Source organism: Actinoplanes sp. TBRC 11911 (assembly GCF_012933445.1).
GTDB lineage: Bacteria > Actinomycetota > Actinomycetes > Mycobacteriales > Micromonosporaceae > Actinoplanes.
Genome location: NZ_JABBNC010000001.1, coordinates 237,428 through 260,906, shown reverse-complemented (window position 1 = coordinate 260,906; position 23,479 = coordinate 237,428). Strand labels below are relative to the sequence as shown.

Sequence of the window (23,479 nt, the reverse complement as noted above, 5' to 3'; positions counted from 1 at the left end):
GTACAGTGACGTCCCGGTCGCTTTCCCGGCAGTCGCGGCCGCATCAAAAGAATAGCCGGAATGCGGGATTATCGCGGATCGCGATTCGCGCCACAAGCGCCGTCGAATGCCAAAACCGCTGGACCCCGAATTCGATCACGCGGGGCCGAGGACATTAGCAACCGGAAGTGATCAAGGTAAATACCTGGTGCCGGTGCAGACAGCGATGTCAGCGGGCCTCGCCGACCGGCCGGGCGTGCTAGATCAGCAGATAGAACGCTCCCACGGACTCGGTTCGATCTCTCCCCGGGCTGATCCATTGACAGCGCTGTCAGCGACAGCGCACGCTGGCGCCCAGGCCAAATATTTCCGGATGGTTACGAAAGCGACAGCGGCGCGAACAGACGGAGGTGCAGCGTGGCAGCAGTCCTCACAGCCGAGGGCCTGTCCCGGTCGTTCGGTCATGTGATGGCTCTCAACGGCGCCGACTTCGACGTCGAGGCGGGCGAGGTGGTCGCCCTGATCGGGGACAACGGCGCCGGGAAATCCACCTTGGTCAAGGCGCTCACCGGCAACCTGGCGCTGGACGCCGGTGTCGTCCAGTTCGAGGGCCGGGCGATCGTGCTGGACTCGCCGGCCGAGGCCAGCCGGTTCGGCATCGAGGTGGTGCACCAGGACCTGGCGCTCGCGCCGCATCTCAACCCGGCGCAGAACATGTTCCTGGGCCGCGAGATCCCGGCGAAGGGCGTGCTCGGCTGGTTCGGCTTCATGGACAACAAGGAGATGCGGGACCGGACCCGCACGGGTCTGGCCGATCTCGGCGGCACCGTGCGCGCGCTGAACGCCCCGGTCGGCGAGATGTCCGGCGGCCAGCGGCAGCAGATCGCCATCGCCCGCGCCATGCAGTGGGCCAGCAAGGTCATCTTCCTGGACGAGCCGACCGCCGCGCTGGGCGTGGTGCAGACCCGCAACGTCCTCGACTCCATCAAACGGATCCGCGACCGGGGCGTCGCGGTGGTGCTGATCTCGCACTCGATGCCCGAGGTGCTGGAGATCGCCGACCGCGTCCAGGTGCTCCGGCTCGGCCGGCGCGTCGCCACCTACGCGGGCAAGGACACCAACGTCGAGCAGCTTGTCGGCGCCATGACCGGCGCCCTCGACTTCCAGCACACGGAGAACGCGGCATGACCACGGCCACGACGACGGCGGATGTCCGCACCGAGCTCGATGATGACTCGGGCACGGTGTGGCAGCGGCTCGCGCGTACGCAAGCGGTCTGGATTCTCGGTGTTCTGGTGCTGATCGTCGCGTTCTTCTCGATCGTGGGTGGCCGGCGCTTCCTGTCCGCCAACAACTTTTCGCTGATCAGCCAGAACCTGGCCGTGCTGGCGGTGCTCGGGGTGGGGATGACCTTCGTGATCATCACCTCGGGCATCGACCTGTCGATCGGGTCGGTCCTCGTCTTCGCCTCGGTCATCTCGGCCAAGCTGATGTCCGCGATGGGTGGTGACGGCGCCGGCGTGGTGGTGGTCGGCATTCTCGCCGCGATCGTGGCCGGCGCCGCGTGGGGGTGGCTCAACGGGTTCCTGATCGCGATGGCGAAGATCCCGGCCCTCATCGTCACGCTCGGCACCCTGTCCGCCGCGCTCGGACTGGCGTACGTGCTCAGCAAGGGTGTCAATATCGCGGTCGACGCCACTTCGCTGACGGATTTCGGGATTTATACGCGTATCGCGGGAGTGCCCGCCCTGCCGCTGCTGGCGCTGGTGATCGTGGTGATCGGCGGCATCGCGCTGCACCGCACCAGGTTCGGGCGGCACACGTACGCCATCGGATCGAACCAGGAAGCGGCACGACGCGTGGGCATCCGCGTCAACCGCCACCTGATGTGGGTCTACCTGCTGACCGGCCTGCTCGCCGGCGTCGGCGCGGTCATGTATCTGGCCCAGTTCGGCACCACGACGATCGGCGGCCAATCGCTGACCAACCTCAACGTCATCGCCGCCGTCGTGATCGGCGGCACCTCGATCTTCGGCGGCTACGGCTCGATGTTCGGCACCGTCGTCGGCCTCTTCATCCCCGCAGTCCTGCAGTCCGGCTTCGTGATCATCGGGGTGGACCCGTTCTGGCAGGGCGTGGCCGTCGGCGCCGTGCTGATCGCCGCGGTCTACGTCGACCAGTCTCGCCGCGCGGCGGCCCAACGCGGCGCGAAAAGCACACGCAAGGGGAGGCATAACGTATGAACCGGCGCATAGTTATCGGCATTGTCGCAGCGGCCGCGATCACCGCGGCCGGATGCTCCTCGACCAAGCCCACCGATTCGGACTCCGGGACCGGCGGTGTCGTCGCCGCGACGCCCTCGGCATCGGCCGGCCCGCAGATCCCGTTGCCGGACAAGGCGACCAAGAACTACAAGATCACCTTCATTCAGGGCGTTCAGGGCGACCCGTTCTACATCACCATGCAGTGCGGCATCCAGGCGGAGGCGCAGAAACTCGGCGTCACCGTGAACACGCAGGGCCCGCAGAAGTTCGACCCGACCCTGCAGAAGCCGATCTTCGACTCGGCGGTGAACGCGAAGCCGGACGCGATCCTGATCGCGCCGACCGACGTGAAGGCCATGCAGGCCCCGCTCGCCGCGGCCGCCCAGGCCGGCACGAAGATCGTGCTGGTGGACACCACCACCGAGGACCCGTCGTACGCGGTCTCCGCGATCGCCTCGGACAACGAGGGCGGCGGCAAGGCGGCGTTCGACGCGATCAAGCAGCTGGCGCCGCAGGGCGGCAAGGTCCTGGCGATCTCGGTCGACCCCGGTATCTCCACCACGGACGCGCGGGTGAAGGGTTTCTCGGACGCGGCCACGGCGGACGGCAAGTACCCCTACGTCGGCGTGCAGTACTCGCACAACGACCCGGCCACGGCGGCTCAACTGGTCACCGCGGCCCTGCAGAAGGACCCGGAGATCGTCGGTGTGTTCGCGGCGAACCTGTTCGCGGCGCAGGGTTCGGCGACCGGCATCCAGCAGGCCGGTAAGAAGGGCAAGGTCAACGTGATCGGCTTCGACGCCGGCCCGGAGCAGGTGAAGGCGCTTCGCGACGGCACCGTGCAGGCGCTGATCGCGCAGCAGCCGGGTTACATCGGCACCGTTGGTCTCGGCCAGGCGGTCGCGGCGCTGGACGGCGGTCAGGTCACCAAGACGGTGCAGACCGGCTTCTCGATCATCACGCAGCAGAACGTCGACGGCGACCAGAAGGACGCGGTCTACAAAGCATCCTGCTGACGAAGGAAAGGGATCCGGCGGTGGCCGGATCCCTTTCTCTCACTACTTAGGGGTGGGCAGGCCCGCCATCGCCCCGGCCAGGCTCTTGGTGTCGATTTTGGTCGCCCCGGTGGGCGCCGCGATCGGCTGGCCGGACGCCACGTCGATCCGGACCGCGACGCGGCCGGTGGCACCGTCCACGAACTGCAGCAGGTTGATCTCGGCGGCGGTGAACTTGCCGTTGTCGACCCACAGGTCCATGACGATCGGCCGGTCCTTGGGCGCCGTCTTGGGCAGCTCGTTGCCGAGCTTCCCGAGCAGGGTGTCGGCCAGGCGCTGGCCCTCCGTGTACGCCTTGACGGTCGACGACGTGACGACGATGTGGTTGTCGTCGGCGCTGTCGCGGACCACGGTGGCGCCGTCGAGCAGGTTGTTGGCGCTGGTCGTCAGCTCCTTGACCACCTGCTCCTGCTGAGCGCTCGGAGTCGGCACGCCGGCCTCGGCGCCGGCCAGGCCGGTCAGCTCCTTGCTGTCCACCGACACCCACTTGCCGTCGAACAGCGCGCTCAGGCCGGGCACCGTGCCGGCGGCCTGCTCGCGGATCGCCGCGACGTCGGCGGCTTTGGCGCCGAACTTGGCGGCCAGGTCGGTGACCGGGGCCTTCACGTACAGCGTGCCGTCGACGGCCCGCAGCTCGGTGCCGGTCACGCCGTCGATGGTGGCGGCGAGCATCGACTTGTCGTCCGTGGCGCCCGCGCCACCCTTGTCGTACGCCACCGTGAACGACGAGTTGAACACCTGCTTGACGATGGTCTCGTCATCCGTGCCGAACTTGTCGGCCGCGGCGGTGCCGTCGGTCTTCTCCTGCTGCTTGATGGCGGCGATCAGATCCTCGGGCTTGCCGCTGAGCTTGATGGTGAAGCCGGCCTGCTGGGAGCCGGACAGCTGCTGAGCGGCGTTGCGCAGCTCGAGCTTCGGTTCCAGGGCCTTGATCTCCTTGGCGGCGCAACCGCCGACCAGAGTCAGGGCGGTGGCGCCGGCCAGGGCACCTGCCAGCAACGTCTTGGTTCGCATCGAACTCCATCCCCGTGAGGTAAGCGAGCACAGCGTAGTGCCCGCCGGCAACGCCTTGCTTTGCATCAACGTCCCGCCCGACTCCGGTGCTCGACGTCGAAATCATCGAGGACGATGTTGTCGAAGTCGTGCCGCATGCACGGCTCGAACATGGCGTACGTGTTCTTGCCCTTGGCTTTCGCGGCGTACATGGCGAGATCGACGTTCTTGTGCAGATCCTCGGCGGTCAATGGGCCGTCGTCCGAGACCGCGATGCCCAGGCTGCCGCCGACCCGGACCGTGCGCGGGCCCACCGGGATCGGCTCGTGCAGCGACGCCAGCAGCCGCTCGGCCTGCGCCGGCAGCCCGGTGACCCGGCCGGTGAGCACCGCGAACTCGTCGCCGCCCAGCCGGGCGATGGTGGCCCGCTCCCGGAAGCACTCCCGCAGCCGGTCCGCGACGGTGCACAGCACGATGTCGCCGGCGTCGTGCCCGAGCGAGTCGTTGATCACCTTGAAGTCGTCGAGGTCGAGATACACGATCGCGGTCGGCATCGCGGCGGCCAGCGCGGCGTCCAGCCGCTCGGTGAACAGCGCGCGGTTGCCCAGCCCGGTGAGCGGATCGTGGTACGCCTGATGCTCGAGACGCCGGGTGAGCGTGGCGTTGTGCAGCAACGTGGACAGCTGCCGCAGCATGATCAGCAGCACCCCGAGCAGCAGCGGCACCGCCTCCGGACCGTCCACCCGCCCACCGGCCACGGTCTGCCCGGCCGCGACGAAGGCCGCCAGCCCGAACGGCACGTACGGCAGCATGATCTGCAGGCGTGTCATCACCGCGCTGCCGTGCCGCACCATCCGCCGCCGGGACGCCAGCCAGCCCGCCGCGGCGCAGGCCGCGAACGCGATGAACCAGCCGGCGTCGGAGGCCTGGCCGGACGTGTACGTGCCGTCCGAGGTGGCCACCGCGAACAGCGTGTCGGAGGTGGTCATCGCGGTCAGGCCCAGGATCAGCAGGACACCGATGTCGCGGCCGCCACGCCGGGTCCGGGCGGCCAGCAGCACCGCCATGGTGGCCAGCACGATGTCGCCGACCGGGTAGGCCATCGACACGACGAACGCGAACGCGGTGTCGGCGCCCGCCTCCCAGACCGAGCGGATGGTGACCACCCAGCCGACCACGAACAGCGCACCACCGGCGATCACGCCGTCGAGCAGCACGGTGAGACGCGAGCCGGCCGACGTCCAGCCGGAGATCAGCCACAGGCCGGCCGCGCCGAGCACCGGGAACATCAGGTAGCCGGCGTCGGCGAACGACGGGAACAGCACGTGTTCGTGCAGGACCAGCTCGTTCCACGACCAGTAGTAGTTCCCCAGCCCCCAGCCCAGGCAGCCGAGCGCCAGCAGCGCCCAGCCGGCCCGGACCGCGCCGCCGGCTCGCCGGGCCGCGGTGCCGCAGAACAGCGCCGCCACGCAGGCGAGCGTGCTGCTGACCAGCTGGGTGTACGGGGCGGCCGGGCCGCCGGAGAGCACGACGATCGGCACACCGGGCGCTAGGCACACCGCGACCAGCAGGATCACCTGCCGCTGCTGACGAATCACCACCGTCAGATCGGTCGCCGCGCGGACGACTTGAGTGCACGTGCGTTTTGCGCCTCTCCCGGTCGATCGTACGATTTGTGGCGCGGTGCACGAAGGGGGAAGGTTGTGGCTCGGCAGGAGCGTCCGGTCGATCCGACCGCTGGTCCGTTGCAGGCGCTGGCGTACGACCTTCGCAAGCTGCGGGTCGAGGCCGGCAGCCCCACCTATCGGGCGCTGGCGCGCAAGACCGGGTACAGCGCTTCCACGCTGTCCGAGGCGGCCGGCGGCAACCGGAGACCGACGCTCGACGTGCTGCTGGCGTACGTGGGCGCCCTGAACGGTGACCAGGAAGCGTGGCGTGAGCGATGGACGGCCTTGGACGGCCCACCCGCTCCGGCCACCGTGGACCCACCGGCGCGGGCCGAGCGGTCCTGGCGCTCACCTCGCGTCGCGTTCCGCGCCGGGCTGGCCGTCGCCGTGGTGGCGGCCGGTGCGCTGACGCTGAACTGGCGCCCCGGACCGGCGCCGTCGGCGGCCGCCGTCCCGTCGGGCTGCCCGGCCGTCAGCAAGCACGCGCTGTTCACCGCGCGCACCTACGGCAGCGGCGCGACGATCCGGGACGGGGCGGGCCGGGTCTACCACGCGCGGGACCGTGTCCCGGCCGGGTGCACGATCGGGCTCGTCGGGTTCTGTATCGGCGAGATGATCACCGACGACACGGCGGGCACCCCGGACGTACGGTGGTTCCGGGTCGACGGGGGCGGCGTCGTGGCCTCGGCGATCGTGCACGGCAACCCGCCGGACGGGACGGCGGTGAGCCGCTGTCCGGGCGATCGCCCCGGCCCGGCCGCCATCACGCTGCGGACCGCGGCCGCCGCCGGGACGGACGCGGTGACGCTGACCGCGACCGGCCGGGGCGTGCAGGTGGTCGGCTACGCGGCCTACTACGCCGACGACGGCGAGGCGGCGTCGTGGCACCAGATCGCGCTCACCCGCACCGGTCTCGCCGTGCGGTGGGACCGGCCCGCCGGGGTGACGCCGGTGCTGGCCGCCGCGGCCTGCCTGGGCGGTGAGGCCCCGACCGGGGTGCTGGACCTGGCCGGCGACACGAGTCGCCTGGCCGTGAACCAGCGGACGGCCGCCGGCCGGGTCGCATGCCTCTATCCGGTCAGTTGACGAGTCAGTCGCAGGCGACCCAGTCGCTGTCCCACTTGTAGATCAGGTTGCCGTACATGACCTGCCCGCCGAACTTGACGCACTCGCCCGGCGCGTGCATGTAGATCGGACCGGCGTAGGACGTGTACGGCTTGAAGTCCTCCTTCGACTGGTGTGTGTCCTGCGAGAGGATGTACACGTCGGTGGTGTCCTTCGTGGTGAAGTTCTTCTGCTTGAGCGTCACCGCGCAGTTGTTGCCGTTGCTGCTGTTGTAGAGCAGGTAGGTGTAGAGCGCCCCCTCGATGCCGTGCGAGGCGACGACCTTGTAACCGGAACCGCAGAGCGCCGACGCCGAGTACGGGTTGACGTCACTGGCGTAGGCGGCACCCGGCCCGGCGGTGAGCGCGGTGGCCGCGGCGACGAGGGCCGCCCCCGCGGCCGCCACCCGTCCGATGATGGTCTTCAAGCTGTGTCCTCTCGTCGTGGCGCCGCGTGCTGCGACGCTCGATCGAGATTCTTCGTACCGGGCGGATTGATTGATCTCGACGTCCTGACCAGCGAATCAATCAATCCGCGCCTACTTCACCGTGACGATCACCCGCTGGTAGTGCTTGAGGGCGGGCGTGCCGTCGTCGGTGACCTCGAAGATGAGGTGGATGGTGTCACCGGGTTGGGCGTCGGCCGGGACGGTGAACGAGGTGGTCGCCGCGGCGGTTGCGGAAAGCGTGACCGTGCCGCCGTAGGTGTCCGCGTCCGTGTACTCCCACCACCGGTAGGACAGGCGGTCGCCGTCGGGGTCGGAGCCGCGCCCGTGCAGGGTGACTTTCTGGCCCGCCCGTGCTGTTCGGTTCACTCCTTCGCGTACGGAGGCGATGGGGTTGTGGTTGGCGTCGCGATAGTGCGGCGTCACGCCCCAGGCCGCCCGGGCGGCGAAGTCGTTCTGCAGGTCGGGCACCCAGCGGGTCTGCGGGAAGTTGCGGTCGGCCGCGCCGGTGAAGGTGTTGACGTCACTGGTGTCGATCCAGCCGGACGCGTTGGGGGCGAAACGGCCGCCCCAGCCGCCGTACGTGGGATCCTCCGACGAACGGAGGCCGTTGAAGTCGAGCAGGTACAGGAACGAAGGGGAGTCGCCCTCCGAGATGAAGTCGTGCACGTTGTACGAGAGGTTCTGCTCCGGGCGCCAGCGGTTGTTCTGGTCGTCGCCGGGCGTCGGCTTGCCGTCGCGGTAGGTGCGGTACTGCTCGAGCAGCGCACCGCGGCCGGTCAGGAAATTCTGTTCCATGTACGGGGCTTTCAAGGCGTACTGGTAGTCGGTGGGCACGGTCCGGTTCCACAGGTAGGCGAAGCTCCAGAACTGGCTCTGGTTGTCGACGATCTTGAGGTCCGGCCAGTTCGGCTTGATATAGCCGTTCAGCGTGTCGTCCTGGTTGAGGATGTTGTAGATGACGACCTTCTGGCTGATCTCGCGCTGGATCCGCGGCCATTTCCGGCTGCCCTGGTAACGCTCCTGAATGGACTTGAGTGCCCGGGCGGTGGTGTTCAAGCCGCCCCACGACTGGATGTAGAGCGGGCCCGGCTTGTCCTCCAGGATCGTCTTCTCGATCCACGCGGAGCCCTGGGTGTCCTTGTCCATCTCGCCGACGTTGTCGATGTTCCCGATTTTGTAGAGCGCGCGCAGCTTGGCGGGGGACGGGTAGCCGTCGGCGTGCTTGCGCAGGTTCGGGTAGACCTTCGCGTACAGGTCGATGTAGTGGTTGAGCCACTCGGTGCCGGTCCAGCGGAACGGCGGCACACTCGCGCCGTCGCCGGCGTAGTGGAACTGCGAGCTCGAGTAGACGATGCCCTCGATGTCGAACTCGTTGGCGTAGTAGAGGAAGCGGATGAACGAGTCCATGTCGTCCACCTCGCCGTCCTGCGAAACGATGATGCGGGGCTTGGCCGGGTGGTGTCCGGACGCTTGCGCGGGTGCGGCCAGCCCGACCGGGAGAACGAGGGCCAGAGCGGCGGCGACAAACCCACGAACAATGGAGCGACGGTGCATCGCACTTCCTTCCATACCGGGGGAACGGGACGGAACGAATAGATATTCATTCATGCATCGGCATGACTGCCGCACGTTAACCGGGGCGTCGCCCGGGCGTCAAGGAGCCGTCGTCAAGGAGCCGTCGTCGAGGAGCGGGAAGGGGAGAGTGGCGGCGGGCCGGGTTGGAGCACCGTCGCGCCGCCGCCACTCTCCGGGTCCAAACCGTACGGTGGTGCGGTGCCGTGCGACACGGCGATTTGTGCTCCTTGGCACGGCGATTCTCCCCGCGCCGCCATTGCACCGGAGTGCGTCCTAGACGCGAACCGTCGCTGTTCGACCTGGTACTCGCATTGAACATGCTCCGCCGGGATGAGAGGGAATTCGTCAACGCCCATGCGTCGGAGATCAAATATTTGGGATGTTGGCTATGCGGCACGTATTCTGCAAGACTGACGGCCAAATGCTGATGGCCGCACCGCTCGGCTCGCGACGACGGACGCGGTTGCTTGCTGGTCCCGCCGCCGGCACGGGGTAAAAGGGGACTCACACTGTGGATCAACCGGTCGAAGCGATTCCCACGGACTTGGTCAATCTGACCGGAGTCTCCTTGCGGCAGCTAGAGTCATTGGACAACCAGCTGCTGACCTTATCGCTGGAGCGAGTGCGTGGTCAACTCCAGCGGCTACGAACAAACATGAGTGAATCCGGCCCACCGACCAGGGCAGACTGACAGGCGCGGAGGAGTGATGTGTCCGAGTCTGGCTCCGACATGTTCCGCAGAGAGGTTACGCATAACCTTCCGATCGCCGACTTCGATTCTATTGCTACTGGCGGCGGAGATAGCGCTGTAATTCGCCGGCTGATCGCATCCGAGTACAGTCGGCGCCTCCTTCTTCTGTACGAGCTCTACGGTCTCATAAAGGACGACGTCGAGCTGCTCGGCCCGTTGCCGCCCGCGAGTGAGGCGTGGCGATTGTTGCGGCAGATCGAGGATCGGTCACCATCCGATCTGGAAGCTGTTCTGATGCATCCCCAGGTCGGTGTCTGGTTCGCGCACACGCTCCGGCGGATCAGGTACGACGCGACCGGCGACGCTCCCATATGGGTCGCGGTGGGTCACCTGTACTCCGTCATCCTTGCCGCCGCCGTGCGGGGCAGTGTCGCCACCAAGCTCCGGGTCCCGGTGCGCCGGGGTGTTATCGTGCTCCCGACGCTGGGCATAGCCCACATCGGACCTGCTGACGAGTATCGAATCGCTGATGCCGAGTCACGCGACGGCAGCGTGGTCCTGCGCCTGGATGGGGATTCGCTCGTGATTGAGCGGGTTGGTGAGCCGGCTGTGCGCTGGTGGAACCTGCGGCGACTCAATTTATTGTCGGAGAAGGGCGCGCTGGACGTATTTCTCGACGACGTAGACCCGTATCGTGACCTCGCCGATCCGATCGATCCGGGCCGGCTCGACGAGCCTTCCGTGGCATCGTGGCGCGATCGTCTCGGCGAAGCATGGCACATTATCGACCGTTTCCATCCGGGTCGCGCTGATCCAATCCGAACCGGATTATGGTCCATCACGCCGTTGTCGGAGAACCCTGGCTGGGAGATCCGTAGCGCTTCTACCGGTGACGCTTTCGGGGCGGCCCTGATGTCTTTACCGGCCGATCCTCAAGCGGCGGCCGTGACGATGGTGCACGAATTTCAACATAATAAACTGGGTGCGATCCTCCACCTTGTCGATTTGACGACGGGAATGGATCAGGAATCAGACTTGTACGCACCCTGGCGTCCCGATCCACGCCCCGCAGCCGGGCTGCTACAAGGTGTATACGCGTTTCTCGGTATAACGGGTTTCTGGTGCGAGCAGCGGAGCTCACGGCGAGCGACAGATGTCGAGACGGCCGATTTCGAGTTCGCCCTTGCGCGACGGCAAGCGTGGGCCGGATGGCAGGCGCTGCACCGCTGCAGCGAACTGACCGAATGGGGGCGCCGTTTCGTCGAAGGCATGGGCACGCCACTGCGCTCTTGGCTGCGCGAGAGCGTGCCGGCCCATGCCGATCGAGCGGCGCGGGCGCTCTTCCTGGATCACCGGGCCGGGTGGCGGCTGCGCAACCTCGAGGTTGATCCCGGCTGGGTCCGAGACGCGGTCGTCGCGTGGACCGGCGGACTCGATGCGCCACCGGCTGCCGCGGCGCGAGTTCGGGTCCGCGCCGGTGACTCGGTGTGGTCGCATCGACGCCTGCAACTCTACCGGGGCATGCCGGTTCCAGATGGGCCCCCGGCTCCTCGCGGCGACGTTCTTCTGCTGCAGGGTGACAGTGACCGAGCCGAAGTGGAGTACGTGCGCGCCATTGCGCGATCTTCTGCGGACTTCGACGCGTGGTCGGGCCTAGGACTGGCGGTCGCGGCACAACCCGGCCGGCGCGAATGGCGAGCCTTGCTCGGTAGGTCCGAGCTGGTCAAGGCGGTGCACGACGCCGTCAAGGACTTCGCCGCGCGGCCGTCGCCGTTGACCGCCGCGCGATGGTTAGCCGGGTGATCGCACCGGTGCCTACAGAGGTGACGGGTCGATGTCGCAATCCGCTCGGACACTCTGCAGCGCGTTCAACGTGGCCGGGTGCTTACCCCCGAGCACCCGGCGGTAACGATCCAGGGTGTCTGCGTGGATCTTGTCGGCTTCGGCGATCCGGTCGAGTCGGCCCAGATCGATGGCCAGGTTCAGACTGCACGCCAGTGTCGATGGATGGTTCTCGGCGAAGACCCGGCGGCATCGATCCAGTGAGTCGATGTCACGCTCGTACGCTTCCCGGGCTTTGCCCTGAGCGGCTAGATCACTTCCCAGGTTGATGGCACAGACGATGGCGATGGGGTGTTCCAGGCCGAGCGTCTCATCCAGCACCTTCAGGGTCCCGGCGTTCGACGCGTGCGCCGCGTCCGGCTCGCCCATCAGCCGCATGACGATGGCCAGGTTCGCCCGTGCCGCCAACGTATGCGGGTGGCGTTCGCCGAACACCTTGACATAGCGGTCAAGGGTTTCCGCGCCCAGTTTGAGCGCCCCCGGGAGGTCCGCGGAATGGCGCAGGTCGATGGCCAGATCCAGCGCGGCCGCCATGGTCTCCGGATAGTTGTCGCCGTAGCGGTTGCTGAACCTCCGCAGCGTGTCCGAGGAGAGAGCCAGCGCGCCGTCATGATCCCCGGCCCGGCGCCGGGCGACAGCGAGGTTGCGTGCCGCGCGTGTGACGGCGGGATTCTCCATCCCGTAGACGTTGATAAACGTCTGGTAAACCGCTTCCTGGCGTTTGTGCGCGCCGAGGTAGTCGCCGGCCTCGCGTTGGCCGATCGTCAGATAGTTGAGCACCCGCAGGGTGTCGTCGGTGTTCTCGCCGAGAACGGCGACGCTCCGTCGATACGTGTCGCTGTCCAGTCTGAGTGCCTCGTTGAAGGCACCGTTGAATTTGAGGCACATACCCAGGTGCATGGCGGCGTTCAACGTCGCCGGGTCGTCCTCGCCGAATTCCCGGGCGCACCTCTCGAAGGCGCGGCGGTCGAGTTCGAGGGCGGCCGTGGCGTCTCCGGCGGTGCGGAGGTCGAGCGCTACCCGGGTCATCGAGTCCAGTGTTCCCTCGTCAGCCGCGCCGACCGTGGACTCGGAGAGTTCCAGGCAGCGTCGGTTGATGTCGGCAGCCTCCCGGAAGTGTCCTAGAACCCACAGGATCCACGCGCGCCATTTGGCCACGCTCAGGGTGTGCTCGTTGTCCTCGCCACGATCTTTCTTGCGTTCCTCGTGAACCTTGGTCGCCAAGGACAGGCAGCCGTCGTGGTCACCCCAGTAATAGAGAAACTTCACCATGTTGAAGACGAACTGCTGGACTCTGGGGTCGGCCGACCCGACCGCACCGGAGACCGTCAGATGCGGCAGCAGCGCTTGGTAGCGAGGCCACGAATCGGGCACGCTCGGCTTGTTGACGTCGCCGTTAGCCAGCAACGCGTGCGAACCGTGGCGCATGATCTGCTCATGGTCGGACGTCATCCGGCTGACCAGAACGGCCTGCACGAGGCGATGCATCTGAAGAGTGCCGGCTCGGTGATCGAACTTCGCCAGCGCGTAGCGCTGAATGTCGCGGATCGCCCGGGCGAGTTTGATCGGGTCGCGCAGCGTCTCGTCCAGAGTCTCGGTGATCTGGGCGCTCGGCGACCCGGCGAAGAGGTCACGAGAGATCGGCTCGGGCGCGAAGAACGAACAAACCTGCAGAAGCTGGAGCGCCGCGCCGTTGACCTCCTCGAGTTTGTCGAGTGAGACGTTCCACGCCGCCGCGACGGAGACCTCGTAGTCCGGGGACGTTCCCAATTCCAGCAGCTCGATACGTTTCTCGTTGAGTAGTTCCAGGTACTGGTCGACGGGCATGCCGGTCGCCACTCGCCAGGCGGCGGCCTGCTCCACCGCCAGCGGCAGGTCGCCCAGGGCCTCGGCCAGGCGGTCGGCATCCGCCAAGGCGAGTTCCGGCGTGCGCTTGCGCAAGAAGGCGGTGCTCTCCGGCCGGCTGAAAACGTCGACCTCCAGCGTGCGGGTGACCGCCGCCCACTCGGCGTTGCGAGAGGTGACCAGAATTTTGCCGTGCCCACCGGTGGGAAAGAATGGCCGGACGTCCGAAAGCGACTCAGCGTTGTCGAAGACGAGAAACCAGTTCGCGTAGGGCGTCTCGGCAGTGCTCAGCGCCTCGCGAACCGCGGGCACGGCGCTGATCGCCTCCCGGCTGAGATCGAGCCCCAAACGCTGCGCCAATTCGGTCAAAGCGCTGAGGATCTGACTCTTGTGCTCCGCGGGAATCCACCATATCAGATCATATTCGCTGCGATGCTTATGAATATACTCAATGGCGACCTGCGACTTGCCGACACCGCCCATACCATGCAATGATTCGGGCAGTACCGCAGTTTCCCGTTCCGTGCTGAATTGCTCGTGGAGCGCCTCAAGTAAATCGACTCGCCCCGTGAAGTTAGGATTTCGCGGCGGTACATTTCCCCAGACCTGCGGCAAGCTTTCGACTTCACGGGGCGCTGCCGAGGTCAGGGATGGCATCTCGTCTCCTTGGTGGCCGCGCTCTTCCTCGTCCTGCTCTCGCTGATGTTCCGGACCGGGCGGCAGATTATCATGATCATCAATGACTTCGGCATCCACCCAGGTGGCGGAAATTTCCCGGCCCCACCCTAGCCCGTTCTCGGATACGATGTCCTTATTTTTCGTTATTTGTTCTGTTTCGGGAGTGTCCGAACCGGGTGGTCGGAGGCCGCCAGGCGACTCGTGACTGCGGTGCTTCTGCAGCTCAAGGGTCAGCTCGAGACGCTCGGCTTGCTGGTCAACCCAATCGGACAGCGGCGTGGAGCGTGCTGACGGTGCCAGTGCGGCGATCTCTTCGACGAACGCCAGGGCGGCCGGCAGGCCGAACTCAGGCAGTGGCTCTTGAGTCAGAGCTTCGAAGCGTCCGACAAGGTCGCCGTTCGTGGGCGCCTGCATCCCGCCGGCGGCCGCGACGAACGTCGTCCAGTGACGCTGTAGCAGGGGTTTCACGCGATCCCGCTCGCCGTCCGGGATCAATGCCGCCAACGTCGCCGATTGGATGAGCCGATGCGCCTGCCGAGTCCCGTCCGAGTCCGGCGCCATCGTGTCCAGCGCGGACCGTAAGGCGCGTAGACCGCCCGGGTGGGACATGCAGGTCATCACGATGGATACGACATGCAACCGGGCTTCGGGTTTCTCCTCGACGTCCGGGAAGCGAACGACGCCCTGGCGCACGAGATTCAGCAACATCCGCCGGTCGGAGAGCGCGTTGATAAAGGGAAGATCCATCAAAGCGGCGATAAGGGCAGCTCGAAGGCTGCCAACCGGATCCCGCATAGTCGGATCCGACACTTGTTCTCCCCGCTGTGGACTGGATGACTTCATCGTGAGGCGAGCGCAATTCGGTGGCGGCCGAAATCAACAGACTACGATGCAATGACCATGAACACAATGGTCGATAAGCGCAGATCGTGAAGACATTGACGTCACCTCGGTTTGGGGTCGCATGTGTACGGCGCGTGCTGCTCGCGGCACGAACGTAGCAGGATCGCATAACTCGTCCACGTGCCGAGGGATGTCGCGAATCCGGGGTAATTGTGGTGAACGCCGATAGTTAGTTGCTGCCGAGCAGGGCCTTCGCGTGTCATGCAGGGGTCTCGAGCTGGCCCGCCGATGGTGACCGTCCTCATCGGTCGGGCGCTGCCGGCTGGTCCTTTCCACCCCAACGGAGTACGTGATGGGATACATCTGTAGCCTCCGCCACCCTCCGCCCTTTACCGCCAAGAGGAATTCTCGGGTTCAGGCCAGCGCGGGCACGTGCCGCAACCGCACGGAAACGATGCCGCTGACCGCGACGACCGCCATCGCCAAGGCGATGACCAAGGGCCAGCCGTCTGCCGACCAGGCGACGCCGGAAAGGCTGCCGAAAATTGACGAGCCGGCGTAATACGCGAACAAATACAGCGACGCCGCCTGGCCCGGGCCGACGCCGGCCGCGAAAGCGCGGACCGGGACCCAGCCGCTGGCGATTCCGTGCACGCAGAAGAAGCCGGCCGTCATCACCGCCAGTCCCAGCACCGCCACCCACAGCACGCCCGGCAATGTCAGCAGCAGTCCGGCCGCGGTCAGCACGCAGCCGAACGGCATCACCGCGCGGCGGCCGAACCGGTCGGCGAGCCGGCCCGACAAGGCCGAGCTGATGGTGCCGATCGGGTAGACGAGGAACACTGCTCCGGCCGCGCCCGCGCCCAGTGAGAACGGCGCCGCGGTGAGCCGGAAACCCATCGCGTTGTAGACCGCGACGAACGCGCCCATGATGCACGCCCCGACCACGTACAGGCCGAGCAGTGCCGGATCGGTGAAGGCTCCGCGGCGGAACAGGGCGGTGGTCCGGGGCACGAAATTGCGCGAGGCCGGCAGCAGCGCGATCGCGAACACGGCGCAGGCCAAACCCAGCGCGGCCACCGACGCCAGACCCCAGCGCCAGCCGTACGCCTCCCCGACCCCACCGGACAGCAACCGCCCCGCCATCGACCAGGCGACGCCGGAAAGGCTGCCGAAAATTGACGAGCCGGCGTAATACGCGAACAAATACAGCGACGCCGCCTGGCCCGGGCCGACGCCGGCCGCGAAAGCGCGGACCGGGACCCAGCCGCTGGCGATTCCGTGCACGCAGAAGAAGCCGGCCGTCATCACCGCCAGTCCCAGCACCGCCACCCACAGCACGCCCGGCAATGTCAGCAGCAGTCCGGCCGCGGTCAGCACGCAGCCGAACGGCATCACCGCGCGGCGGCCGAACCGGTCGGCGAGCCGGCCCGACAAGGCCGAGCTGATGGTGCCGATCGGGTAGACGAGGAACACTGCTCCGGCCGCGCCCGCGCCCAGTGAGAACGGCGCCGCGGTGAGCCGGAAACCCATCGCGTTGTAGACCGCGACGAACGCGCCCATGATGCACGCCCCGACCACGTACAGGCCGAGCAGTGCCGGATCGGTGAAGGCTCCGCGGCGGAACAGGGCGGTGGTCCGGGGCACGAAATTGCGCGAGGCCGGCAGCAGCGCGATCGCGAACACGGCGCAGGCCAAACCCAGCGCGGCCACCGACGCCAGACCCCAGCGCCAGCCGTACGCCTCCCCGACCCCACCGGACAGCAACCGCCCCGCCATGCCGCCCAGCGCGTTCCCGCCGACGTACAACCCGGCCGCCCGTGCGTGCGTGGACGCGTGCAGTTCCTCGCGCAGATAGGCGGTGGCCACCGCGGGCAGCCCGGCGAGCGCGATCCCCTGCAGCAACCGCAGCGCGAGCAGCAGGTGCCAGCCGGGCGCCGCCGCGACCGCGAAGCCGACCACCGCCGACAACGCCAGCGACCAGTGGATGAGCCGGGTCCGCCCGATCCGCTCGGATAACGGCCCGGTGATCAGCAGCGCCACCCCGAGCCCGGCCGTGGCCAGCGACAACGACCACGAGCTCTCGGCCGGCGTGACCCGGAAGTGTGCCGCGAGGTCGGGCAGCAGCGCCTGCGTGCTGTAGAGCAGCGCGAACGTCGACACCCCCGCCGCGAACAGGGCGAGACTCACCCGACGGTAACCGGCCGATCCGATGCTGTAACCCTCACTCACGGTGGCCACTCTGCGTCGGGCCGAAGCGATGCGTCCAATGCATGAAATGCCTGGAAGCCATGCGTCTGGCGTATGATGGCCGCTGTGCAGATCGAGGATCTCCGCAGCCTGCTGGCCCTGGGTGAGCATGAACACGTCACCGAGGCCGCCGCTAGCCTCGGCACCAGCCAGCCCACGCTGTCCCGGACCCTGTCGCGGCTGGAGGCCGAACTCGGCGCCCGGCTCTTCGAACGGGACGCGCGGGGCGCACACCCCAACCCGCTCGGCGAGCTCGCCCTGGCCGCCGCCGGCGACATCGTGGCGCGCTACGACCGGCTGCGCCGCGACCTGGCCACCCTGCTGGACCCGGACTCGGGCACCGTGCGGCTGGCCTTCCTCGACTCGATGGCCACCTCGCTGGTGCCCCGGCTGCTGCGCGACTTCCGCGGTGCCGCGCCGCACATCCGCGTCGAGCTGCGCCAGGAGCCGGGCCACGAGATCCTTCGCGACCTGGCCCTGGGCGCCGCCGAGCTGGCGCTCATCTCACCGCGGCCGGACGGGCCGCACGGGTGGCTGGCACTGCAACGGCAACGGCTCGTGCTCGCGGTCCCGGCCGGTCACCGCCTCGCGTCCCGCCGCCGGATCAAGCCCGCCGACGTCGCCGGCGAGGATTTCGTGACCGTGCCGGCCGGGTTCGGCTTCCGCACGCTGGTCGACGAGCTGTTCGCCGGGGCGGGGCTGCGGATCGCCTTCGAGAGTGAGGACCTCGCCACCGTCGAGGGCCTGGTGGGTGCGGGGCTCGGTGTGGCGCTGGTGCCCTCGCGGGTGGCCGGGGTGTCCAACACGGTGGGCATCCCGCTGGCCGCCGCCGGGGCGGAACGGGTCGTCGGCCTCACGTGGCGTACCGATCGGAGCCTGGCGCCGGCCGCCGAGCGACTTCTCGCCTTCGTGCGCACCGCCGCCCCCTACGACTGAGCCGATTTCGCGCACCCGCCCTTTGCCGGATGTCTCCCATTCGCATTTCGGGTCTAGCCATGGGGTCACATGCTTGATCCGCGATAATTGGAGCAGAAAGTGACCCAGTCAAGGCGCCGCGTGTTGAAGTCCGCCGCGGCCATCACCGCGCTCAGTGCCGGGCGGCTGGCCCTCGGCCCGCAGCCCGCCGAGGCCTCCTCGGAGCACGGGCACGAGCACGGGCATTCGGACGACCGGCCGGGAACCGTGTCGATGGCCATGCACATCCACGCGTCCTGGAGCGAGGGCACGGCCAGCATGCAGACGCATCTGGACCAGGCCACGAAGACCGGCATCGACGTTCTCTTCTGGACCGACCACGACTTCCGCCTGGCCGAGCACGGCTACCCCGACGTCATCCACATGAGCGGGCCCACCGAGACCGTCAACAAGGTGGTCTGGACCTGGGCGCAGCAGTCCACCGGCACGCTGGCCGCGTCCCAGGTGGCCTGGGACGCCACCAAGGCCTCCCCGGCGGACACCGCGGTGCCGGGATCGCTGCACCTGATGGCCAAGTCCGCAGGCGCCGCGGCCGCGTCGGTGGCGGTCAAGGGCTCCGCGGCGAACACCGTGGACCAGCGGTCCGTCTACGACCAGACCATCACCGTCGACGTGTTCCCCGCGGTGGTCTCCCCGCAGAACTACCTGACGCTCAAGGTGACGACGAGCTTCCGCCCCGCCACCCACGGCCGTCCCGCCGGGCAGTACACGCTCACCTACATCATCGACGGAACACAGAACCGATCCCGTACGCGGGACGGCATCGCCGGCACCGTGCACGTCCCCGCCGACGCGGGCCGGTGGAACACCGTCGCGATCCGGCCCGAGGAGGACATGGAGCGGCTCTGGCCGGACATCGTGGCCGCCGACGCCGCCATGTTCGGCCTGACGCTCGGCGCGGTGAGCCAGCAGGAGCGCCCCGCCGAGGGCTGGTTCGACCTGCTGCGCATCACCCGGCCGCCGCGGTCCGCAAACGCCCCGCTGCAGAAGCAGGCCGAGTTAATGCGCGGCTACGCCCACCGGTTCCCGGCCGTACGCCAGTACCAGGGCATGGAGGTGTCGCTGCTCAAGCCGACCCACTACAACTGGTTCGGGCCGCACCTGTCGATGCCCGAGTTCGCCAACGCGACGCCGACCGCCGACTCGGACCCGAACGCCGCCATCGCTGTCGTCGACATGATTCACGCGGCCGGTGGCCTGGTGTCGTACAACCATATGTACGGCACCTCGAACCCGGCGCTGCTGCCGCCCGACGTGCAGGACGCGAACCGGGCCTCGGTCGCCGCGTCGATCGTCACCGACCGGGCGATGGGCTCCGACATCCTCGAGGTCGGCTACCCCAGCCGCGGCGGCATGGACCTCGACCACCACGCGCAGGCCTGGGACGTGGCCTCGCGCAACGGGCTCTTCCTCACCGGGACCGGGGTCAGCGACGACCACTCCGGCCAGGACTGGTTCGGTCAGCAGGCCAACTTCGTCACGTGGTCCTACTCGAAGAGCCGGGAACTGGACCACCTGCTGCCGTCGCTGTCGTCGGGCAACGTGTTCTTCGGTAACCCGGCCGTGTTCACCGGAACGCTTGGCCTGCTCGTCGACGGCAAAGCGCCGATGGGGTCGGTCACCGTGTCGCACGCCCGGTCGCGCAACGTGCGCATCCTGGCCGACCGGTTGCCGGCCGGCAGCACCGTACGCGTCGTGCAAGGCACCGTCGACCTGGCCGGACCGACCGTGCCCGAGCCCGGAACCACCTTCCAGACCAAGGCCGCCGGCGAGTTCCGGCGGGGATACCTGGACCTGAAGGTGGACACCAGCGCGCCGCGGTTCGTGCGCGTCGAGGTCCGCGCGGCCGACGGCACGCCGATCGCGCTGTCCAACCCGGTCTGGCTGCTGCGCGACAACCCGGACGGCGGCATCCCCCGTCACCGCGCCGTGCGCTGACACCCATCGTGGGCACGGCCGTCCGGGCCGTGCCCACGTCACGGTTACGACACGGTGAACGTGAACGTGTACGGCTTCGCCATCGGGACACCGGCGTCGCCCGTGCTGTTCACCTGCGTCACCGTCCCGGAGTAGGACCCGGCCGGCAGCGCCGCGGACGGCGTCCACACCAACGTGCCCGGGGTGGTTTCGGCGACCGTGCCGGCAACCGCGCCGGACGGGCCGGTCACGGTGACCGAGCCGGAATAGTCGGCGCCGGACGGCTGCACGTCACGCTGGAACCGCACGGTGACCGCGGCGGCCGACGTCTCGGTGCTGACGACCAGCGGGTCACGCCAGAACTGGATCGCCTTGTGCAGATCCGAGCCCTGACCCCAGTTGGTATCGGTGTCGTCGACCACCATTGTCTGCGTGATGCCGCCGTCGACCGTCACGCTGCGGTTGTTCGTCCCGGTGATCGAGCCCCATTCCTCGACCGTCTCCCATGTGCCACGGGTGTATTTGTACTGCAGGTCGGTGCCGTCGAGGATGGAGACCGTGGCCTCCCAGCGGCCGTCGCCCTGATAGGACATCGGCTGCTTCGCCGGATCCCAGGGCCCGAGCTGGGCGATGCTGCCCGGCACGTAGAGGGTCGCGTCCGGCGGCGTGCCCGGCGGGGCGATCACCCGGAAGGTCACCGCGACCTGCCGGAGGGGCACGCTGAGCGAGGCGGGCAAGCTCGCCGCGGTGCCGTCCGGGTTCCGGTACGCGACGTGCGCCGTCACGTTGGCGGTCCGCGGTGACGTGCCGGTGGGCGTCACGTCGTACGTCGCGGTGAAGGTGGCGCCCGGCCCGAGCGACGCCGCCGTGGTGGCCCCGCGCGGGGTGATGGCCCATCCGTCCGGCGCGGTGACGGAGGCCGCCACGCCGGTGATGGTGCCCGGGCCGCCGTTGTGCGCCGTGGTGACCAGCGTGCTGCTGGCGCCGGACTGCAGGCCATCCGGCGCGGTGAAGCTGACGTCCACCGCCGGCTTCTGTGCCACGGTCAGGATCGCGCCGTCGTGCTGCACGGTGACAGCCCGGTCGGACGCGGTGGCCGGGACGGCCACGGTCAGCACGTGCTTGGCGGCGTCGTATGTCCACTGTGCCTTCTTGCCGCCGGCGGTGACCGTGTGCGGCTTTCCGACGCTCGCGAACGCGACGGTGTAGTGCCGGGTCTTGGGCGCGCCCGGATAACCGCCCTGGACCGGGCCGACGGTCAGCTTCCGGCTCTCGTCGTAGCGCACCGGGATGCGGGCGAACTGGCCCTTCCGGTAGCCGAGACCGTCGCCCGCGTCCTCGTACACGGAGGTGCTGCCGGAAGCGTGCGGGTACGCGGTGAGCCGCAGCCGGGCCGGGTCCTGATTGGCCACGTTCACGTCGCCCTGGCTCTGCGCCACGATGCCGCCCGCTCGCACGTACACGGGCATGTGATCGGGGGTGGCGCCGACGGTGCGCGTGACCGGTCCGCGGAAGGTCTCGCCGGTGAAGAAGTCGGTCCAGGTGCCCGGCGGGAACCAGACCTGGCTGGTGGTGCTGAGCCCCGGCGTGGTGACCGGCGCGATCAGCAGCGAGTCGCCCAGCATGTACTCGGTGTCGTGCTGGTACGCCTCGGCCACCTCGGGCCAGGTGAGGTAGAGCGCCCGGGACATCGGCATGCCGGTGTCGTAGTTCTCGCGGGCGGCGCTGTAGAGGTACGGGACCAGCGACTCGCGCAACCGCAGGAAGTCCGCGGCCGGCCCGCTCACCGCGTCCGAGTACTCCCAGGGCAGCCGGTCGCCGTGGTCGGAGTGCAGCCGCAGGATCGGCTGGAACGCGCCGAGCTGAACCCAGCGCAGGTACAGGTCGTCGCTGAGGTGCTTGCCGGCGAAGCTGCCGATGTCGTGGCTGACATAGGACTGCCCGATGCTCGCCTCGGCCGGCGTCATCTTCGCGGCGAACGCGAGCGTCGCGAAGTTCGCCTCGGTGTCCCCGGTGAAGTGCACGGTGCTGCGGTGCTCGGCCCACGGGCCGGAAGCCCCGACCGTCGTGTACGCCGGGAACGAGGCCCCGATGCGCGACAGCGAGAAGCCGCGCAGCCCGCGCGCCTCCCCGTCGCGGCGGTACAGCTCGTTGACCCAGCTGTCCGGGGTGACGCCCGGGGTGCTCACCGTGCTGTCGTCGCAGCAGTAGTCCAGCCACCACTGGCGTACACCCTGGTCTTCAAAGGGTTTGTGCAGTTGGGTGAAGGCCGCGGCCTGGTCCGGGTCACCCCAGTCGAAGCGGTACGGGTTCGGCGCGAAGCTGCTGGCGGCCGGTGTGAGCTTGCCCTTGGCGGTGGCCTGGGCCTGCGCGAAACGCGGGTCGTCGCCGCTGATCGCCGCGTGCACGTTGAGGGTGGCGTTGATGCCCTTCGACTTGAGATCGGCCAGGAACGCGGCCGGATCGGGGAACAGGGCGGTGTTCCAGTTCCAGCCGGCCCACTGGTTCGGCGCCTTCCAGTCGGTGTCGACGACCAGCGAGTCGAGCGGCACCCCGTGCTCCTTGAAGGCGGGCAGCAGCTGCGTCTCGTAGTCGCTCGTGGAGTACGCCTGATACTTCGAGAACCAGGTGCCGAACGCCCACGCCGGCGGCAGCACCGACGGCCCGGTCAGCGTCCGCAGGTCGGCCAGGCCGCGCGGGTAGTCGTGCCCGTAGCCGAACAGGTATCCGTCCTGATAGGCGCCGGTGCGCGCGGGCCGGGCGGCGAGTTGGTCACCGGTGCGGACCGCGGTGGCGGTGTCGTCGAGCAGGTACCAGCCGTCCTTGGACAGCATGCCCGGGTGCAGCGTGAGCTGGTCGACCGGCCCGGCCTGGCCGGCGTAGTAGTCGAGGCCGCGGTACCAGCCGCCGAGCACGTTCGCGGGCTGCGCCCCGAAGGCGGGATGCACGGTGGTGCGGCGCCCGGCGATGGTCATCTCCAGGGTGGTGTTCGCCGCGGTGACGGGTCCGGTGCCTTGGTATCGCAGCGTGACCGCGCTGGTGCGCACCTGCAGCCCGCCGCCGCTGGTGGTGGCCTGGAACCAGGTCTTGCCGGGTGAACGGTCGACGGCGTTGAAGGTCTGCCGGTCCTCGAAACGGTCGTCCGCGGCGTACTCCAGGCGCAGCAGGGTCGGGCTGAGCACCTGGACGCGCAGATGGCCGGCGCGGACGGTCTGTCCTTTGACGTCCGGCCGTGGCGGGCCGGCCAGCGCGGCGCTCGGCGTGGCGACCAGCACCAGCAGGAGCGCAAGGAACGAAAGGAATCTTCTCGACATGACGCTCCCTCGATCGCGGCACACGCGCGTTCAGCTTTT

Annotated in this window: 14 protein-coding genes; 7 read left to right on the top strand and 7 right to left on the bottom strand. The window is 68.3% G+C overall.

Annotation, left to right across the window (positions count from 1 at the left end; translation table 11 throughout):
- The first annotated feature begins 396 nt into the window (after window positions 1–396).
- The 3 genes from HH310_RS01120 to HH310_RS01110 are packed head-to-tail and all read left to right on the top strand — an operon-like array spanning window position 397 to window position 3,259.
- Window positions 397–1,167 (top strand): ATP-binding cassette domain-containing protein, encoded by a 771-nt coding sequence (locus HH310_RS01120; protein WP_169173461.1) that lies wholly within the window; start codon window positions 397–399, stop codon window positions 1,165–1,167.
- The gene (locus HH310_RS01115; RefSeq protein ID WP_169173460.1) at window positions 1,164–2,222 is read left to right on the top strand and encodes an ABC transporter permease; all 1,059 of its coding nucleotides are present in this window, start codon (window positions 1,164–1,166) and stop codon (window positions 2,220–2,222) included. The genes HH310_RS01120 and HH310_RS01115 overlap by 4 nt, the downstream gene beginning before the upstream one ends.
- A complete protein-coding gene (locus tag HH310_RS01110; RefSeq protein WP_169173459.1) occupies window positions 2,219–3,259 on the top strand; it encodes an ABC transporter substrate-binding protein in 1,041 nt (346 codons plus the stop codon). Before HH310_RS01115 ends, HH310_RS01110 begins: the two co-directional genes overlap by 4 nt.
- A 42-nt stretch (window positions 3,260–3,301) precedes the next feature.
- On the opposite strand, the gene HH310_RS01105 is transcribed toward HH310_RS01110, so the two are convergent.
- Both HH310_RS01105 and HH310_RS45175 read right to left on the bottom strand, forming a co-directional pair.
- The gene (locus HH310_RS01105) at window positions 3,302–4,312 is read right to left on the bottom strand and encodes a hypothetical protein (protein WP_169173458.1); all 1,011 of its coding nucleotides are present in this window, start codon (window positions 4,310–4,312) and stop codon (window positions 3,302–3,304) included.
- A gap of 65 nt (window positions 4,313–4,377) precedes the next feature.
- The gene (locus tag HH310_RS45175) at window positions 4,378–5,892 is read right to left on the bottom strand and encodes a GGDEF domain-containing protein (RefSeq protein WP_169173457.1); all 1,515 of its coding nucleotides are present in this window, start codon (window positions 5,890–5,892) and stop codon (window positions 4,378–4,380) included.
- Window positions 5,893–5,994: 102 nt separating this feature from the next.
- On the opposite strand from HH310_RS45175, the gene HH310_RS01095 reads away from it, so the two are divergent.
- Window positions 5,995–7,044 (top strand): helix-turn-helix transcriptional regulator, encoded by a 1,050-nt coding sequence (locus tag HH310_RS01095; protein WP_169173456.1) that lies wholly within the window; start codon window positions 5,995–5,997, stop codon window positions 7,042–7,044.
- A gap of 4 nt (window positions 7,045–7,048) precedes the next feature.
- Here HH310_RS01095 and HH310_RS01090 read toward each other — a convergent pair whose 3' ends face one another.
- On the bottom strand, window positions 7,049–7,489 hold the full coding sequence (locus HH310_RS01090; RefSeq protein WP_169173455.1) for a spore-associated protein: 441 nt from the start codon (window positions 7,487–7,489) through the stop codon (window positions 7,049–7,051).
- 111 nt (window positions 7,490–7,600) lie between these two features.
- Entirely contained in the window at window positions 7,601–9,064 is a 1,464-nt protein-coding gene (locus HH310_RS01085) for a DUF1593 domain-containing protein (protein WP_169173454.1), read from the bottom strand.
- A gap of 730 nt (window positions 9,065–9,794) precedes the next feature.
- Here HH310_RS01085 and HH310_RS01080 point away from each other — a divergent pair.
- Window positions 9,795–11,579, top strand: coding sequence for an HEXXH motif domain-containing protein (locus HH310_RS01080; RefSeq protein WP_169173453.1), 1,785 nt, complete (start codon window positions 9,795–9,797; stop codon window positions 11,577–11,579).
- Between the two features lie 12 nt (window positions 11,580–11,591).
- On the opposite strand, the gene fxsT is transcribed toward HH310_RS01080, so the two are convergent.
- Both fxsT and HH310_RS01070 read right to left on the bottom strand, forming a co-directional pair.
- Entirely contained in the window at window positions 11,592–14,888 is a 3,297-nt protein-coding gene (gene fxsT / locus HH310_RS01075) for an FxSxx-COOH system tetratricopeptide repeat protein (protein ID WP_169173452.1), read from the bottom strand.
- A gap of 510 nt (window positions 14,889–15,398) precedes the next feature.
- Entirely contained in the window at window positions 15,399–17,216 is a 1,818-nt protein-coding gene (locus tag HH310_RS01070) for an MFS transporter (RefSeq protein ID WP_312033737.1), read from the bottom strand.
- A gap of 84 nt (window positions 17,217–17,300) precedes the next feature.
- On the opposite strand from HH310_RS01070, the gene HH310_RS01065 reads away from it, so the two are divergent.
- Together HH310_RS01065 and HH310_RS01060 are read left to right on the top strand one after the other, a co-directional pair.
- On the top strand, window positions 17,301–18,170 hold the full coding sequence (locus HH310_RS01065) for a LysR family transcriptional regulator (RefSeq protein WP_169173451.1): 870 nt from the start codon (window positions 17,301–17,303) through the stop codon (window positions 18,168–18,170).
- A 99-nt stretch (window positions 18,171–18,269) separates the two neighbouring features.
- The gene (locus HH310_RS01060) at window positions 18,270–20,147 is read left to right on the top strand and encodes a hypothetical protein (protein ID WP_169173450.1); all 1,878 of its coding nucleotides are present in this window, start codon (window positions 18,270–18,272) and stop codon (window positions 20,145–20,147) included.
- 44 nt (window positions 20,148–20,191) lie between these two features.
- Here HH310_RS01060 and HH310_RS01055 read toward each other — a convergent pair whose 3' ends face one another.
- Entirely contained in the window at window positions 20,192–23,440 is a 3,249-nt protein-coding gene (locus tag HH310_RS01055; RefSeq protein ID WP_169173449.1) for a TIM-barrel domain-containing protein, read from the bottom strand.
- Between the last annotated feature and the right edge of the window lie 39 nt (window positions 23,441–23,479).